The sequence below is a fragment of the Arcobacter caeni genome, from assembly GCF_003063245.1.
Classification (GTDB): Bacteria; Campylobacterota; Campylobacteria; order Campylobacterales; family Arcobacteraceae; genus Aliarcobacter; species Aliarcobacter caeni.
The window spans coordinates 79,598-96,424 of sequence record NZ_MUXE01000003.1; the positions used below are offsets into that span (position 1 = coordinate 79,598).

14 protein-coding genes are annotated in these 16,827 nt (G+C 28.3%); 2 read left to right on the plus strand and 12 right to left on the minus strand.

The annotated features are described in order from the left end of the window. Nucleotides 1-124 precede the first annotated feature (124 nt). Both B0174_RS02900 and B0174_RS02905 read left to right on the plus strand, forming a co-directional pair. The gene (locus B0174_RS02900; protein ID WP_108558149.1) at nt 125-1,162 is read left to right on the plus strand and encodes an OmpA family protein; all 1,038 of its coding nucleotides are present in this window, start codon (nt 125-127) and stop codon (nt 1,160-1,162) included. A gap of 4 nt (nt 1,163-1,166) precedes the next feature. Continuing rightward, nucleotides 1,167-1,649, plus strand: a complete 483-nt coding sequence (locus B0174_RS02905) for a hypothetical protein (protein ID WP_108558150.1) — start codon at nt 1,167-1,169, stop codon at nt 1,647-1,649. Between the two features lie 8 nt (nt 1,650-1,657). Here B0174_RS02905 and B0174_RS02910 read toward each other — a convergent pair whose 3' ends face one another. The 12 genes from B0174_RS02910 to B0174_RS02965 form a co-directional block, all read right to left on the minus strand. Further along, nucleotides 1,658-2,644, minus strand: coding sequence for a YhdH/YhfP family quinone oxidoreductase (locus B0174_RS02910; protein ID WP_108558151.1), 987 nt, complete (start codon nt 2,642-2,644; stop codon nt 1,658-1,660). A gap of 25 nt (nt 2,645-2,669) precedes the next feature. Further along, nucleotides 2,670-3,566 carry an NAD(P)H-dependent glycerol-3-phosphate dehydrogenase gene (locus B0174_RS02915; protein ID WP_108558152.1) on the minus strand — a complete coding sequence of 299 codons (897 nt, stop codon included), beginning with the start codon at nt 3,564-3,566 and terminating at the stop codon, nt 2,670-2,672. Further along, complete coding sequence (gene gatB, locus B0174_RS02920) at nt 3,566-4,993, minus strand: Asp-tRNA(Asn)/Glu-tRNA(Gln) amidotransferase subunit GatB (protein WP_108558153.1); 1,428 nt, start codon at nt 4,991-4,993, stop codon at nt 3,566-3,568. The genes B0174_RS02915 and gatB overlap by 1 nt, the downstream gene beginning before the upstream one ends. A gap of 9 nt (nt 4,994-5,002) precedes the next feature. Continuing rightward, nucleotides 5,003-5,827, minus strand: coding sequence for a peptidylprolyl isomerase (locus B0174_RS02925; RefSeq protein ID WP_108558154.1), 825 nt, complete (start codon nt 5,825-5,827; stop codon nt 5,003-5,005). Nucleotides 5,828-5,899: 72 nt separating this feature from the next. After that, on the minus strand, nt 5,900-8,737 hold the full coding sequence (locus B0174_RS02930) for an FAD-binding and (Fe-S)-binding domain-containing protein (RefSeq protein ID WP_108558155.1): 2,838 nt from the start codon (nt 8,735-8,737) through the stop codon (nt 5,900-5,902). A gap of 161 nt (nt 8,738-8,898) precedes the next feature. Next, complete coding sequence (locus B0174_RS02935; RefSeq protein WP_108558156.1) at nt 8,899-10,539, minus strand: lactate permease LctP family transporter; 1,641 nt, start codon at nt 10,537-10,539, stop codon at nt 8,899-8,901. Between the two features lie 88 nt (nt 10,540-10,627). Then, a complete protein-coding gene (locus B0174_RS02940) occupies nt 10,628-11,272 on the minus strand; it encodes a response regulator transcription factor (protein ID WP_108558157.1) in 645 nt (214 codons plus the stop codon). 1 nt (nt 11,273) lies between these two features. Beyond that, a complete protein-coding gene (locus B0174_RS02945; RefSeq protein WP_108558158.1) occupies nt 11,274-13,466 on the minus strand; it encodes a sensor histidine kinase in 2,193 nt (730 codons plus the stop codon). Between the two features lie 25 nt (nt 13,467-13,491). Further along, nucleotides 13,492-14,079, minus strand: coding sequence for a LutC/YkgG family protein (locus B0174_RS02950; RefSeq protein WP_108558159.1), 588 nt, complete (start codon nt 14,077-14,079; stop codon nt 13,492-13,494). Next, entirely contained in the window at nt 14,072-15,442 is a 1,371-nt protein-coding gene (locus B0174_RS02955; protein ID WP_108558160.1) for a lactate utilization protein B, read from the minus strand. Before B0174_RS02955 ends, B0174_RS02950 begins: the two co-directional genes overlap by 8 nt. After that, nucleotides 15,439-16,188 carry a (Fe-S)-binding protein gene (locus B0174_RS02960; protein WP_108558161.1) on the minus strand — a complete coding sequence of 250 codons (750 nt, stop codon included), beginning with the start codon at nt 16,186-16,188 and terminating at the stop codon, nt 15,439-15,441. The genes B0174_RS02955 and B0174_RS02960 overlap by 4 nt, the downstream gene beginning before the upstream one ends. Nucleotides 16,189-16,251: 63 nt before the next feature. After that, complete coding sequence (locus tag B0174_RS02965) at nt 16,252-16,821, minus strand: class I SAM-dependent methyltransferase (RefSeq protein ID WP_108558162.1); 570 nt, start codon at nt 16,819-16,821, stop codon at nt 16,252-16,254. Between the last annotated feature and the right edge of the window lie 6 nt (nt 16,822-16,827).

A 16,827-nucleotide genomic window follows, 5' to 3' on the forward strand; every position in this document is an offset into this window, starting at 1 on the left:
ATTTTTTAAAATAAGCTAATATTCTAGTTATTTTCTTACTAATAATGTATAATGTCAAACTTAATTAAATTAGATTTAGCTATCAAAAGATATAATATCGATAATTTCAAGGAAAAGGGTAACAATGTCACTTGTTAAAAAAGTAGTATTTTTAATAATTTTATTTATTGGATTTATAATCTATTCTGTATATAGTTTTGATTTTGATTCTTCATCAAATACTCAAACTTTAGTTTATACACCAATTAAAACAGAAATTAGTTCTAATGATACAGGCTTGATTGACAAAATTATTAACTTTTTTGCTTCAGACGATGATAAAGAAAAAAAACCATTTAATTTGGTTCTAACAAAAAAAGATGGAATAGTTACAATGGATGGCATATTTGCAAATCAAGCAGATGCAAAAAGAGTCTCAGATATTTTAAATATTAACAGAGATGGTGAATATACTTATGAAGATGATATAGCTATTGATGAAGTTTTATTGTCAAAAGTTGCTGTATTAATTACGCCTTTTAAAGATTTTTTTGCTGATGGTGCTAAAATACTTATTATTAATGATGAAGTATCATTATCAGGAGAATTAAAAGATCCTAATTATTATGCTTTATTAGAATCAATTACTTCACGAATGGATATAAATTTAATAAAAGATATAAATATTGCTAATCCTACTCTTGTAACAACATCTGATGAAGATAATATCAATAATGAAGAAACAGTTCCTGTAAATAACAATAGTGTTACTCCCGTTGTTCAAAAAGAAAATATTGTAAAAACTGCGTCATCATCAAAAGATATACAACTTCTTATTAATCAAATAGTAGCAGAAAAAAAGATTCAATTTGAACGAAAAAGTTCAACTATTACAATTGAATCTAATACAACTTTGGCACGAATTGCAAAAGTATTAGAAGATAATAAAAATATAAAAATTGAGATTGCTGGACATACGGACTCAAGAGGTGATAAAAACCTAAATAAAAAGATTTCTACAGATAGAGCAACTAGTGTTAAAATTGCTTTAATTGATTTAGGTATTGATGAAAATAGATTAAAGGCTGTTGGTTATGGTGAAGATTTTCCAATAGCAAAAGATGATGAAAATGGTTTATCTGAAATAAATAGAAGAGTTGATTTTAATATTATAGGAGAATAGATTTATGCTTGAAACTGCTTCACTAATTGTAATAAATTTGGTTATTGCTGGAATTATAGGATTTATTTTAGGTTATCTTGTCGGGAAAAATAATTTTCCTAAAATTCAATCAATACATAATGATCGAGTTGATGATTCAAGAGATGATAGAATTAAAAGTACACTAAACCCTATCTTTAGAAAGAATTCAAATTTAGATTATAAACCTTTGATTCTAACTACACCTAAACCAACAGGGAAAGATCCTTTGACAAAAATAAAAGGAATAAATTCTAAAATAGAAATAGATTTGAATAATTTGGGAATTTATCATTTTGAGCAAATCTCAAGATGGTCAAATAAAAACTCAGAATGGATAGAAGAATTTTTATTACTTCCAGGAATTGCAAGAAACAATCAATGGGCTGAACAAGCAAAAATCCTTACTTTAGGTAAAGATACACCTTATAGTTTACAAGTTGAAAACGGTGAGGTTGAAGTAGATTAAATTTTAATCTACTCTTTTATTTTTACGACATATCTTCCAACTGCTTTACCTGAAAGAAGATGCTCGTAAGCTACTTTTATACCATCTAATGGAATTTCATTTATAATTGAGTTTAAACTATTTATTTTCCATCTACTTGCTAATTTTTCCCAAGCAGCTTGTTTTTTCTCTAATTTACACTCAACAGAATCAATTCCTATCAATCTTACACCTCTTAATATAAAAGGAAATACATTTGTATTTAACTCATGAGAAGAAGTAAGACCACAGCAAGTGGCAACTCCATCATATTTAATTTGTTTAAGTGCATTTGCTAACATTTTTCCACCAACAGTATCGATAACACCTGCATACTTTTCACTTAATAATGGTTTTCTTGATTCTTCTTCAAAATTTTCTCTTAAAATTATTTCATTTGCACCAATTTTTTTTAAAAAATCAATTCTTTCTTTTTTACCAGAAATTGCTGTTATGTTGTACCCTAATTTACTTAGTATTGCAATTGCGATTGAACCAACACCACCTGTTGCACCTGTTACTAAAATATCGCCGCTTTCTGGCTTTATTCCATTTTCAATTAACTCATTTACACTTAGTGCTGCTGTAAGACCTGCTGTTCCAAAAGTCATGATTTCTCTATCTGAAATAGCATCAGGAATTCTAGCAACCCAAGAAGCTGGAATTTTTACAAATTGTGCATGTCCACCATTTGAATTCATTCCCATATCATAACCAGTTACTAAAACTCTTTCTCCAACTTTAAAAATAGGCGAAGTTGATTCAAAAACAGTTCCTGCCACATCAATTCCTGTAATGTGGGGGAAATGTTTACTAACCCCTGGATTTCCAATAGAACTTAAAGCATCTTTATAATTTAATGAAGAATAAGTTACTTTTATAACAACTTCATTTTTTTCACATTTTGGAGTTTCTATATCTTGAATACTTGATTTAAATTCATTATCTCCAACTTTTTCAACTACAAAAGCTTTCATTCTCTTTTCCTTTTCTCATTATTGTTTAATGTTTTAATAAATCTTTTAAACTATCTTTTGGACTTTTACCATCTAGTATAAGATTTACTTCATTTGCAATAGGTGTATAAATATTGTATTTAATAGAAAGATTATGTATTGCTTCAGCTGTTTTAATTCCCTCTGCAACCTCACCTAATTCTATTAATATATCTTCTAAATTTTTATTTAAAGCAAGACCTAATCCAACTCTATAATTTCTACTCATTGTAGAATTTGCAGTTAAAAAAAGGTCACCAGCACCACTTAAACCCAAAAAAGTTGATTTTTTTGAACCAAAGAATTTTCCAAATCTTTCCATCTCAACTAAACCTCTAGCTATTAGTGAAGCTTGTGCATTTTTACCTAAGTTTAATCCCTCACAAATACCACTTGCAATTGCCAGTACATTTTTATATGCACCTGCAACTTCAGCTCCTATTACATCAGAACTATAATAAGTTTTAATAAAATTTGGGAAAAAAGGAGAAAATTGCTTAAAAAGTTTTTTTGAATTTGAATTTATAACTAAAGCACATGGTAACCCTTGCTTAACTTCTGTTGCAAATGAAGGACCTGAAATAAATCCTATATTTTTTTTAGGAACAAAACTTGAGTAAATTTCATTTAAAAATTCACCGCTTGAAGCTTCTATTCCCTTTGAGGCAACAAGTACTTTTTGTCCATTAAAAACAAAATTATCTTTTAACCAAGATCTAATTTCTTGAGCTGGAATAGCTATTATCAAATATTTACACTCTAATGCAGTTTTTAAATCAACAAAGTTTTCAATATCTTTTTTTGTTCTTGAAGTTATTAAAACTTTTTGTTTTTGACTTAGTGCAAAATGAAGAGCTTGTCCCCATTTCCCAGCACCAATTACAGCAATAGAGTTATTTATCATTAAGATAATCTTTGTTTTAATAAATCATTAACTTTATTTGGGTTTGCACTACCTTTTGATTCTTTCATAGTTTGCCCTACAAAGAAACCAAATAGTTTATCTTTACCTGATTTATATTCTGCAACTTTATCAGTATTTGCAGCTAATATAGCATCAATAATAGCTAATAATGCTCCATCATCAGAAACTTGTTTAAGTCCTAGCTTTTCAATAGCAATATCAACTTGTGTTGATTCATTTTCCATTAAATAATCAAGAACTTCTTTTGCTGCTTTTCCAGAAATTGTATTATCTTCAATTCTTTTTACAATAGTAGCTAGTGTAATTGCATCTATAATTGAGTCTTCGATTAAAGCACCCTCTTTTAATCTTCCTTGTAATTCAACAGTTAACCATGAAACTGCATTTTTAGCACTGATTCCTTCTGTCATCATTTCATCAAAGAATTTGGCCATTTCTAAACTTGAAGTAATAACAGAAGCGTCATACTCTTTTAGCCCAAACTCTTTTACGAATCTTGCTTTTTTTTCATCTGGAAGTTCAGGAATTTTTGAATACTCAGCAATCATTTCATCTGTAATAATCAAAGGTAAAAGATCTGGATCTGGGAAATATCTATAATCAGCAGCATCTTCTTTTCCTCTCATAGATCTTGTTTCTCCAGTATTTACATCAAATAATCTTGTTTCTTGAACGATTACTTTATCGTGAACACCATCTTCCCAAGCTTCAATATGTCTATTTACTTCATAAGCAATTGCTTTTTCAATAAATCTAAATGAGTTCATATTTTTGATTTCACATCTAGTATATAGTTTAGTGTCACCTTTTGGTCGAATAGAAACATTAACATCACATCTAAAACTTCCTTCTTGCATATTAGCATCAGAAATTCCTAAATATCTCACAATTGAATGAAGTTTTTTAAGATATAAAATAGCTTCTTCAGCACTTCTCATATCAGGCTCTGAAACTATTTCAAGAAGAGGAGTTCCTGCTCTATTTAAATCAACTTGTGAAGCATTTCCTGCGTGGATATTTTTACCAGCATCATTTTCTAAGTGAGCTCTTGTAACTCCAATAGTTTTTTGTCTTCCATCTGGAAAATCAATAACTAACTCACCTAGTCCAACAACAGGAACTTCAAATTGAGAAATTTGGTATCCACTTGGTAAATCCGGATAAAAATAGTTTTTTCTATTAAATACTGATTTTTGATTTATTTTTGATTTTATTGCAGTTCCTAGCATAATTGCTTTATGAACAGCTTCTTTATTTAAAACAGGTAAAGCTCCTGGTAATCCTAAACAAGTTGGGCATACATTTGTATTTGGTTCTTCTCCAAAACTTGTAGCACAAGAGCAAAAAAGTTTACTATTTGTATTTAATTGGGCATGCACCTCTAATCCTATAATAACTTCAAACATCTATTTCCTTTATCTAACTATTTTTATATCAGCTGTTAATTTTTGTTTTTCAAAATAATCTTTTAGATATTTTTTTTCTCTTAAACTCATCATATCATTAAATATTTTTGCTTTTACAGTTTCAAAATCAAGTGAAGTAGTTCCTTCTTTTCTTATAACAAATAAAGAAACATATTGTTTATTTGCTGTAAAAATAGGAGTAAAAGTATTTAATTTTGTATCATTTAATAAAAATTGCATTTGTGGTTGTAAACTTTGAACACCAAGTTTTAATGGAGTTTTTTCAACATCAGCTGCAATTACCATTGGATTATTTATTGCATTAGTTAAAGAGGCTTTGTTTTTTGAAGCATATTGTGTTACTTCATAAACTTTTGAAGTTGAAAATTGATTTTTATTTTTTTCATAATACAATTCCATGTCTTCTTGCGTTGCAACTGCTAATTGACCTTTTACTATTTTTTGAATTAGTTTTTGTCTAATAACAGCATCTTTTGCTTCTTCTTCAAAATCAGCATAATTTGGATATCTTTGTTTTACCATGGCTTTAAAAGAGTATAAATCCATTCCATTTGCTTTTGCTAATCTTTCAATATATTCATTTATATCAAAAATATCAGCACTTATATTATTTTGGGTTACAGCTTGTTCATATAAAGCTTTGTCTATTAATAATCCAACAGCTTCATTTTTGCTAATTTTGTTTATTGATACGGTTTTATCAATATCATAAGTTGTGATTGGTTCATCATTAACAGTTAAAGCAACACCATTAACTATACCAGCAAATGATATTCCAGAACTTACAAGTAGTGTTAAAAAAAGTTTGTACATTTATTTTCCTTCTTTCATAAAACAGACATTTTACCAAAAAAATAGTAAATATCTGTTTTTGTTGAGAGAAGATTATAAAGTTTTAGCCTTAGTCACTTTATTAATCAAATAAAAGATTGAGTTATAATCAAGCCCCGATTCTTCACTTAATCCAATTTCACAAGTTTTTGAAGTTGAAAATGCCATTTTAGCACCAACAGTTTGTTCTTTTAGGTGTCTTAATGCTGATTTATTTAATTCAGGGAAATTAAATCCTCTATCTCCTGCAAACCCACAGCATTTTACATCTGCTGGAACTATTACATTTGTTGAACAAAGTTGCGCTAGAGATCTGAATTTATCTTCCAATCCCATTTTTCTTGAACTACAAGTTGTATGAATTGTAATAGGTTCATCAATAGCTGTAAATTCTAAATCTTCTGTTAGAAATTTTAAAGCAAATTCTATTGGTTCATAAACATCTAATTTATGAGAAAAACTCTCCATCATTTTTTTAGTACAAGGACTTGTATCACATAAAATTGGGTATTCTCCAAATTCACTCACATTTAAAAGAGCAAGTTCTAATTGTGAAGATTTAGTATTTGAAGCTTCATTGAATCCTTTTGATGAAAATGGCATACCACAACATAAGTTTGGTAAATCTTCAGGGAATAAAATTTGGTAACCAGCTTTTAGTAATACTTCAACAGTTGTATCAAATAGTTCTTTTTCTTCTTTTGAAATAGCATTTAATCCCATACTTCTATTTATACATGAAGGAAAATATACCACTTTTTTATCACTTACTTTTTGTTCAAAGTTTAAGTTTATATTTGTAGCTTTTGGCATTACTGAGCTCCATTTAGGAATAGAACTACTTAAATCTCTAAATGTTTTAGTTACAGTTTCCATACTTGGTGTTCCTAAAACTTTATGAATAAAGTTTGCACTATGAAGACCAAATCGTACACCTTTTAAAGTTGTTGAGAAATTATTTGCTACAAAATTTGCAATAGATTTTGAACTATTTGAAGCTTGTTCTGCTCGTAAGTGTTTTGTTAAACTTCCAGTATCAATTTTAACTGGACAAGCACTTGAACATAAGCTACATGTTGCACAGGTTTCTATTCCATCGTATTGGTATAAATCTTTGTACTCTTTTGCCTCTTTATGCTCTCCAATACTTTCAAGTCTTGAAATCTCTCTATTTATTACGATTCTTTGTCGTGGAGTAAGAGTTAATTCATTTGATGGACAGGTTGGTTCACAAAATCCACATTCAATACATTTATCAACTATTTCATTTGTAGCTGGAAGTGTTTTTAGGTTTTTTAAGTGAGCTTCTTTATCATCATTTATTATTACACCTGGATTTAATAATCCTTTTGGATCAAACAATGATTTTATTTTTTTCATCATAATATAAGCATCATGTCCCCATTCTACTTCTATGAATGCAGCCATATTTCGACCCGTTCCATGTTCTGCTTTTAAACTTCCCTCATATTTAACAGCAACTGAATGTACAACTTCATTCATAAGTTGGTCATATCTTTTAATCTCTTTTAAATCAGAAAAATCTTGAGTAAATACAAAGTGAAAATTCCCCTCAAGGGCATGACCAAAAATAAGTGCTTCTGTGTAGCCATATTTTTTAAATAGTTCTTGAAGTTCAAGTGTCGCTTGGGCTAAACATTCAATTGGATAAGCAACATCTTCAATAATTACAGTTGTTCCTGTAACTCTTACAGCTCCTACAGCTGGAAATAATCCTTTTCTTATTTTCCAATAAAGATTATATTCATGTTCATCTTTTGTAAAATAGATTTCTCTAACAACATCAAATTCTTTTAATAGCTCTTCTATTTGATTTATTTGAATATCTAATTGTTTGTCATTTATAGCTCTTGTTTCTATTAAAAGTGCAGTTATTTCTGAATCTAAATCTTTTATATATTCAGGCATTGCAGAATCATTTTCAATACTTTTTAAAGCAGCTCTATCCATTAATTCAACTGCATCTACGATTATTTGATTTGAATCTCGTGCTAGTTTTAATTTTGTCACAGCGCTACAGGCTTCATTCATATCTTTAAAGTAAATTAAAGCACTTGCTTTGTCTTTTAAATCTTCAACAGTGTAATAAGTAACTTCTTCAATAAAAGCTAAAGTTCCCTCACTTCCAATTATTAAATGTTCAAGTATTTCAAACTCATCTTCAAAATCAATTAAAGCATTAATTGAGTAACCACATGTATTTTTTATTTTAAATTTTCGCTCAATTCTTGCTCTTAATTCTTCATTGTTTTTTGTATCATCTGAAAAACTTTTTAAATCTCTTAGAAAATCTGCATGAGTTTTTCTAAAAGCATCTTTACTTTCTTTGCATCCTGTATCTAATTTTGTTCCATCAGAAAAAATTAGTTTAATTGATTTTAGAGTTTTGTATGAGTTTTGTGAGATTCCACAGCACATACCAGAAGCATTATTTGCAGCAATTCCACCAATCATAGCCGCATTTATGCTAGCTGGATCAGGACCTATTTTTTTTGAATATCTAGCTAATAATCCATTAGCTTGTGCCCCTGTAAGTGCTGGTTGAAGTGATATAAAACTTGCATCTGGTGAGATTTTAAAATTTGAAAAATTTCTTGATGTAACAATTAGAATTGAATCACTAATTGCTTGACCTGATAATGAAGTTCCACCTGCTCTAAAAGTTATGCTTAAATTCATTGAATTTGATAATTCAATAATATCTTGAACCTCTTTTGCATTGTCTGTTTTGATTACTATTTTTGGAATTAATCTATAAAATGAAGCATCTGTTCCATAAGCCAGTGTGTGAAGTTTATCTGTAAAGATTTTTTCTTTTTTAATCTTTTTTATTATTTCATCATAAAATTTCTGATATTTACTATCTAACATATTTAGTTCTCCCAAGATTAATTAATGCTAAATTTTAACTTCACTAAATGATAATAATATGATATTTTAATAAATCTTAAGAATATATTTTTGTAAATAGTAGTTGAGAGAAATATCTGTTTATTTAGACACATTAAGTGTCTAAATAAATTTATAGATATTTATGGAATCATCCATGTTAGTACATATGCTTGAGTCATTGTAATAAGACCCATAATAACAACAAGGATTAAACTATGTTTTACAGTAAATCTAAATAAATCAGATTCTTTTCCAACAATTCCTGCTGATGCACAAGCAATTGCTATAGATTGTGGAGAAATCATTTTACCACATACACCACCTGTTGTATTTGCAGTTACCATCAATGTTTCATTAAGTCCTAATTGATGAGCAGTTTGTTGCTGTAATCCGCAGAAAAGTGCATTTGACGAGGTGTCTGAACCTGTTAAGAATACTCCAAGCCATCCAAGTAGTGGAGAAAAGAATGGGAATAATATTCCAGTATTTGCAAGAACAAGTGCCATCGTTGTTGACATTCCTGAATAGTTCATTACAAATGCAAAACCAAGTACCATACCAATTGATAAAATCGCCCATTTAAGTTCAAAAAGCGTTTCACCCATTGTTTTTGTAGCTGTAGATAAATTTAATCTAAAAATGAACATAGTGATAATTGCTGTAAAGAAAATAGCAGTACCAGTTGCTGAAAGTGGATTAAATGTATATACAACCTCAAATGATTTAGGTGCACTCACAATTGGAGGCATTTTAAAAATCATATTGTGAATAGCTGAAAACTCAAATTTGTAAATTGTATCTGCGAACATTTGACCTTTATCAAAGAAAGCTTTAAACCATTTTGTTGTCCAAATTGTAACCATTATAGAAAGAATTATAAATGGTGACCAAGCTTTAAATACTTGAGCAGTTGAATGAGCTGTATGTACAACATCACCAATTTCAACTACTTTCATAATATTTTTTGGTTTCCATGATTTTAAGAAAACAGTTGTTGCAACAATTGAAACAATTGCTGAAGTAACATCTGGTAATTCAGGTCCTATGAAATTTGATGTAATATATTGAGAAATAGCAAAACTTCCACCAGCTACAATAGCTGCTGGCCATACTTCTTTTACACCTTTCCATCCATCCATCATAACTACAAGCCATAAAGGAATAATCAGTGAAAGTAATGGTAATTGTCTTCCTGCCATTGCTCCAATTAAAAATGGATCAATACCAGAAACTTTTCCAGCAACAATAATTGGAATACCTAAAGCACCAAATGCAACAGGAGCAGTGTTTGCGATAAGACACAATCCAGCAGCATATAATGGTTTAAATCCAAGACCAACTAAAATTGCAGCAGTAATAGCAACAGGAGCACCAAAACCAGCAGCACCTTCTAAAAATGCACCAAATGAAAAACCAATTAAAATTACTTGGATTCTTTGATCTTCAGTAATTGAAATAATAGAGTTTCTAATAATCTCAAATTGTCCACTTTTAACAGTCAATTTGTATAAGAATACAGATGCTATAATAATCCAAGCTATTGGCCATAAACCAAATAGAAACCCATATTCAGCAGATGCAAATACCATATTAACTGGCATTTTAAATCCAACAACAGCTACAATCATAGAAAGAACTAATGTAATGATTGCTGCATAATGTCCTTTCATTCTAAATACGGCAAGTGCCAAAAAGAAAAAAACAATTGGGATTAATGCTACAAGTGCTGATAGTCCTAAACTATCGCCGATTGGAGCATATACTTGTTGCCAAGTTTGCATAATAAACCTCCTAAAAAAAATATTTAAAAGATATTAATAAAAGAATATGAGATTGGTATGATTTTAATACTTGCAATTAAAAAAGGAATTAAATAGTTTTAAAAATATATCCAGTATCAATAACTGTTTGTATAAACTCTTTAATCAATATTTTTCTTACTCTTCTTATTAGACTTCGTATTGATTCTAAAGAGACGAAATTTCCCTCCCAGACATAATTTTCAATAGTTTCATAGGTAATAACTTGATTCTTTTTACTAAGAAATAGATTTATCAAAAGTTTTTCTTTTTTTGTTAATCTGGTTTCTTGATTATTAATTACTAGAGTTGCGGATTTAAAATCAAAAAAAGAGTTTTCATCAAAAAATATTTTGTTATCTTGAATATTGCAAAGTTTTTCTATTTTTATCTCTAATTCATCTATAAAAAATGGTTTTTTCAGATAATCATTACAGCCAAAATCATAAGATTGTTTTATCATATCAAGTTCTACACTAGCACTTATAATTATTACAGGAATTACTTCATAATATTCTCTTATCTTTTTTAAGATATTGATTCCATCGATATTTGGAACATTTATATCTAAGATAAAACATGAATAACCTTCCGTTATTTTTTCATAAGCAAGTGCACCATCTGTAAAAGATTCTACATTATAGTTTTTTAGTTTTAATCTTTTTGTGATTATTTCATTTAACTTTTGATTATCTTCTAAAAGTAAAATTTTCATTTTAAACCTTTTTATGTGGAAGTTTTATTGTAAAAATAACATTTTGATTGTCATTTCTTACATTAATCATTCCTCTCATTTTTTCTTCTATTATTATTTTAGCCATATAAAGACCAAGACCCATTCCATCTTGTTTTGTTGTGAAATATGGATCAAAGATTGAGTTTATAACTTTTTCATCAATTGCACCTGCATCATCAATGATTTCTATAGTATTGAAGTTTTGGCATCTTTGAATATTTATAGTGATATTACCTTTTTTATTTAGAGGTAAACAATTTTCAACAATCTTATTTTTTGCATTATTTATTATATTTAATAAAACTTGCTTAAACTCATTTTCATAACCATAAATTAACAATTCTTCATTTTTATTTTTGTAGTTAAAGTTCATTTTTATATTTGAATAAAAAACCTGTTTTCCAATAATTTCATTGATTTCATTAAAAGCTTTAGAAATAGAAAAAAGCTTCTTTTTTGTTGATGGTTTTAAGAAATTTCTAAAATCTGTTAATGTTTTTGACATATATTTTATTTGAACCATTGAATCATTTACAAATTCTTTTACATCTTTATCTTTTAACTCTTTTAATAAATATGAAGTTTGAATATCTTGAACGAGTGCCGATAGTTCAACCAAAGGTTCATTCCATTGATGAGCAATTGCCGCAATCATATCGCCCATTTCTGCTAATTTACTTTGTTGGATTAAAAACTGTTTTTGTTGAATTCTTTCAGTTATATCATCCATAATACAAACAATTCCACCAACACTTCCATCTATATTTTTATAAACTGCTTTATTTAAAATAATATGTTTCATCTCATTTGAAGCTGTATAAAAAGTGAATTCAGAAGTGCTTGTACTAAAGGTATTAAGTAACTCTTGATCAATTAAAGTATTTTTACTAGCAATTGGAAGAGGGAAAAAATCAAATGCAGTTTTTCCTATTACCTCATCTCTTGAACAATTAACTAAAGAGGCAAAGCTTGTGTTACAACCTAAGAATTTTCCCTCAACATTTTTGTAATAAATTGGGTTTGGAATGGTATCAAGAAGTACTTTATCAAACTCAACTCTATTTGAAAGTTCAAGTTCAAGTTTTTCTCTTCTTTGAATATTTGCTTTTAAAATTACAACTATGATACTTAATAACGCAATTATAATTATTGTTATGATAAAAAACTTTGTATGTTCTTTATAAACCGAGGCAGGTTCATTTATAATTATAGGATTTTCAACATACTTGTAAACATCTAAATTAAATCTTTTTAGTTCATCATAATTAAACATATAAAGATTTGGAGACTTTTCTAAAATAGGAATATCTTTTATATTTTTGCCATGTAAAATTTCAATTGCCATTTTAGATACAGTTTCACCTTGAGCAACAGCTGAAGTTAATAAACCTCCTACCATTCCACTATTTAAATAAAAATCCCAAAGTCCATAAATTGGGACTTTGCTTACTTTTCTTATTTCTTCAAAACTTTGTTTATAGGTGAAATATTGTCCAGTTGTATCTTTAAATAAGAGTACAAATAAAATCGCACTATTAGTACTTTCAAGATTTGAAACTTTTGTTTTTAAATCACTTATATCAAGATTATCTGTATATTCAATAGTAAATTTATTTTTATATTTTTCAATAATTTTTGCTAAATCTTTTTTTACTGCATGTCCCGTGGTTGAAGTATCATTTATAATTAAAAGATTTTTTAAATTTGGATGTAATCTTGAGATTAATTCAAAGTTTTTTTCTATATCAACTTCTTCTGCCACACCTGAGATATTTTTAAAAGTTAATTTATCTAACATATTTTTGTCATAATTATTTATTCCACAAAATAATACAGGTACATCTTTAAATAAATAATCATAATATAGTTCCATGAAATCAAAAGCATTATTATCACTAATAATAATTAAATCAAATGTTCTATTTTCAAATTGTTGTTTATAAAGTTTTGCAAGATTTTCGATATATGAAGGCTCATCAATTCTTTTTGTGTCCATATAAACAGTAGTTAATTCAATGTTTTTATCAGAAGAAAAGTTTTTTTCAATGGTTTTTGAAATATCATCAGTCCAAATATATCCTTTATGATATGAATGAATTAATAATACTTCTTTTAGTTCATTTGCTTGTAGTAAATTAAAAAAAAGAATGCTAAATAGTAAAAAATATTTCATTATTATCCCCTATTTAGCAATTATATCAAGATTTTACGAAAATCACATATCCTGATTTTGGACCATGTGCGCCAATAACCAAAGATTGTTCAATGTCTGCTGTTTTTGATGGACCTGAAATAAATACTCCATAACCAGCATCTTCAAAATCAATTCTTTCATATGCTTCATGCATATTATTTAGAAGTTCATTTTCTTCAATTACAATTATGATATTTTGTGCAATAAAATATAAAGCTCTATGTCTATTGTTTTCATTTTTCATCCAAATTGCACCATTTTCAGCAACTGCAAAATTCCCTTTTACAACAGCTAAATCAATATTTTTTAAATCATGAGCATCTTCAAAATCATTTGAATAGAAGTTTCCAACTGAACAAAAATCAACATCACTTGCGATTTGTTTTTCATCTGGATAAAGAGCTTTTATTGTAGCATCTAGTTCATTTTTTTGGATTACTAACGCTTTTCCACCCACACTTTCAAGCATTGAAGAAAAAATCTCAAATTTATTTTCATATTTGATACCAAAATTCTCATAGCTTGGAAGTTTTACACTTTTTACAATATTATTATCTTTAATATTTTTTAATATTTTTTCTTTGCTAGTCATCTAATTCTCCATTTTTGAACATTTCTTTAAAACTTTTCGGAGGCATTTTGGGTAAATCTCTTTGTTTTCCCCAAGCATTTGCTTTATTGTATAAAATTGAATTTGGTAATTTTGGAACAATTTTTCTAGCCATTTTTCCTACAAAATCAAATAATGCTGGTTTACTCATAAGCCAAGCGGTTACCTTCATTGCCATTTTCTTTTTAGGGTCAATTAAATTTGCATTTGCTAAATCTTGTCTTAAACTATAAAGTTGTGAATCTAAGTCAATTTTTACAGGACAAACATTTGTACATGAACCACATAAAGTACAAGCAAATGGAAGTGAATTATGTTTTTCAGGCTCTTTTTTTGAACCTAAAATTGAACCAATTGGTCCTGGAATTACATATTCATAAGAGTGACCACCACTTCTTCTGTAAACTGGACAAGTATTCATACAAGCACCACATCTAATGCAGTTTAAAGCTTTTTTATTTTTTTCAGATGCTAAAAATTGACTTCTGTTGTTATCAACAATAATAATATGCATTTCACCACCTTCCACTGGTGCATGAAAGTGTGAAGTATAAGAAGTTATTGGTTGTCCAGTTGCACTTCTTGCTAATAGTCTTGTAAATACAGATAAATCTTCAAGTCTAGGAATTACTTTTTCTATTCCCATAGAAGCAATATGAAGTTTTGGAACACTAGCTCCCATATCTGCATTTCCTTCATTTGTACAAACAACAACTCCACCTGTATTTGCAATTGCAAAATTTACTCCTGTAAGTCCTGCTTGTGCATCTAAAAAATCTTCTCTTAAAGCAGCTCTTGCAGCTCGTGTTAGATAAGTTGGATCATAGTTTCCTTTTTCCGTTCCTAGGTGTTCCACAAAAGTATCAGAAACATCAGATTTTTTTAGATGGATTGCTGGAAGAACGATATGTGATGGCGGTTCGTTTCTTAATTGAACAATTCTCTCTCCTAAATCTGTATCAATAACTTCTATTCCAAGATTTTCTAAATATGGATTTAGATGACACTCTTCTGTTAACATTGATTTTGATTTTACAAGTTTTGTGACATTATGTTCTTTTAATATTTTTGCAACAATTTGATTGTGTTCAAGTGCATCAAATGCAAAATGAACTTTTATACCTTTTTTTGTGGCATTTTCTTCAAACTGTAAAAGATAAGTATCAAGATTTGCCATTGTATGAGTTTTTATTTGATTTGCAAACTCTCTTAATTGTTCCCATTCAGGAATTGATTTACTTGCACGATCTCTTTTTTCTCTTACAAACCAAAGTGCTTGATCATGCCAATGCATTCTTTCATCATTAGCTACAAATTTACTAGCATTTACGCTGTGACTACTCATGGTTTAACTCCTGCTAGGATTTCAACAATATGCATAACTTTTATAGGATTTTTATCACGATTGATAATTCCATCCATATGCATTAAACATGACATATCAGCACCTGTCATTATTTCAGCATTTGAATCTAAATGATCTTTTATCCTATCTTTTCCCATAGCAACTGAAATTGCCTCTTCTTGAACACTAAAAGTTCCACCAAATCCACAACATTCGTCTTCTCTTCTTAAAGTTACAAGCTCAATATCAGAGATTTTATTTAGAAGATTTTTTAATTTTGAATCATAAGGAATATTAAGTTCACTAGCAGTTGCAAGTTTTAAAACTCTATGTCCATGACATGAATTATGAAGCCCTACTTTATGCGGAAATGAAACATTAAAATTTATATTTTCAACTTTTATAATATCATGGAAAAATTCACAAACTTCATAAATAGAAGCTTTTACTTTATTGTAATCTTTGTCATTGTCAAAAAATTCTGCATAATGCTCTTTTACCATAGCAACACATGAACCACTTGGTGCAACGATATAATCGAAGTCTTTAAATGTTTTTACAAATTCAATAGCTAGTTTTTTAACATCTTTTGAACAGCCAGAGTTTGCCATTGGTTGTCCGCAACAAGTTTGATTTAAAGGGTATTCTATTTGTAACCCTTGATTTTTTAGTAGTTTATAAGTTGCTTTACAAATATTTGGATACAACTCATTCATAAAACAGGGAATAAAAAGACCTATTCTCATCTACGCTCCTTATTTTTTTATTAACTTATTTTATATTTTGTATATGAGATATATATGATAATTTTATTTTTCCATGAAGATAGTAATATCATTATCCAAATAATTTTCCCTTATCTGTGTTTGTTTTGATAAACTTTTACAATAAGTATAAATATCATTAATATTTAATTTTGAAAGTTGGTCGTTTTTTAATAAATTAAAAACAAAAGCTTTTTTTGAAGCCTTAAAACACTTATTAATAAAAATAAAAGCTTCTTCTTTTTCCAATATATTCATAGCTCCACTACAAATATAATAATCTGCAATTGGAATTTCATCTTCTAAGATATTTTTAGTATAAAAACTTGTGTCTAAAAATCTTTTTGATGCAAGAGTTATCATTTTTTCTTCACAATCAATTCCAATATATGATTTTGGTTTTAAATCATTATCAAAAAGATAGTTATAATATTCTGCAAAACCACAACCTGCATCTACAATAGTTGATTCTTTTATATTATTTTTTATAAAACTAGTTAAAACTTCAAATCTTTTATATTGACTGTATTCAGAGTTCCAATGAACTCCTTGTGCACTTATTCCATGTTTTGAAATTGCTGATTTATAAAATATATGATTATCTTTAAATGCCATTAAAAA

Bases quoted from the DNA above. Each gene is read 5' to 3' on its own strand.
- B0174_RS02940 (WP_108558157.1), bottom strand. From the start codon at position 11,272: ATGAAAATTTTACTTTTAGAAGATAATCAAAAGTTAAATGAAATAATC.
- B0174_RS02905 (WP_108558150.1), top strand. From the start codon at position 1,167: ATGCTTGAAACTGCTTCACTAATTGTAATAAATTTGGTTATTGCTGGA.
- B0174_RS02935 (WP_108558156.1), bottom strand. From the start codon at position 10,539: ATGCAAACTTGGCAACAAGTATATGCTCCAATCGGCGATAGTTTAGGA.
- gatB (WP_108558153.1), bottom strand. From the start codon at position 4,993: ATGTTTGAAGTTATTATAGGATTAGAGGTGCATGCCCAATTAAATACA.
- B0174_RS02925 (WP_108558154.1), bottom strand. From the start codon at position 5,827: ATGTACAAACTTTTTTTAACACTACTTGTAAGTTCTGGAATATCATTT.
- B0174_RS02960 (WP_108558161.1), bottom strand. From the start codon at position 16,188: ATGAGAATAGGTCTTTTTATTCCCTGTTTTATGAATGAGTTGTATCCA.
- B0174_RS02915 (WP_108558152.1), bottom strand. From the start codon at position 3,566: ATGATAAATAACTCTATTGCTGTAATTGGTGCTGGGAAATGGGGACAA.
- B0174_RS02930 (WP_108558155.1), bottom strand. From the start codon at position 8,737: ATGTTAGATAGTAAATATCAGAAATTTTATGATGAAATAATAAAAAAG.
- B0174_RS02945 (WP_108558158.1), bottom strand. From the start codon at position 13,466: ATGAAATATTTTTTACTATTTAGCATTCTTTTTTTTAATTTACTACAA.
- B0174_RS02965 (WP_108558162.1), bottom strand. From the start codon at position 16,821: ATGGCATTTAAAGATAATCATATATTTTATAAATCAGCAATTTCAAAA.
- B0174_RS02910 (WP_108558151.1), bottom strand. From the start codon at position 2,644: ATGAAAGCTTTTGTAGTTGAAAAAGTTGGAGATAATGAATTTAAATCA.
- B0174_RS02900 (WP_108558149.1), top strand. From the start codon at position 125: ATGTCACTTGTTAAAAAAGTAGTATTTTTAATAATTTTATTTATTGGA.
- B0174_RS02950 (WP_108558159.1), bottom strand. From the start codon at position 14,079: ATGACTAGCAAAGAAAAAATATTAAAAAATATTAAAGATAATAATATT.
- B0174_RS02955 (WP_108558160.1), bottom strand. From the start codon at position 15,442: ATGAGTAGTCACAGCGTAAATGCTAGTAAATTTGTAGCTAATGATGAA.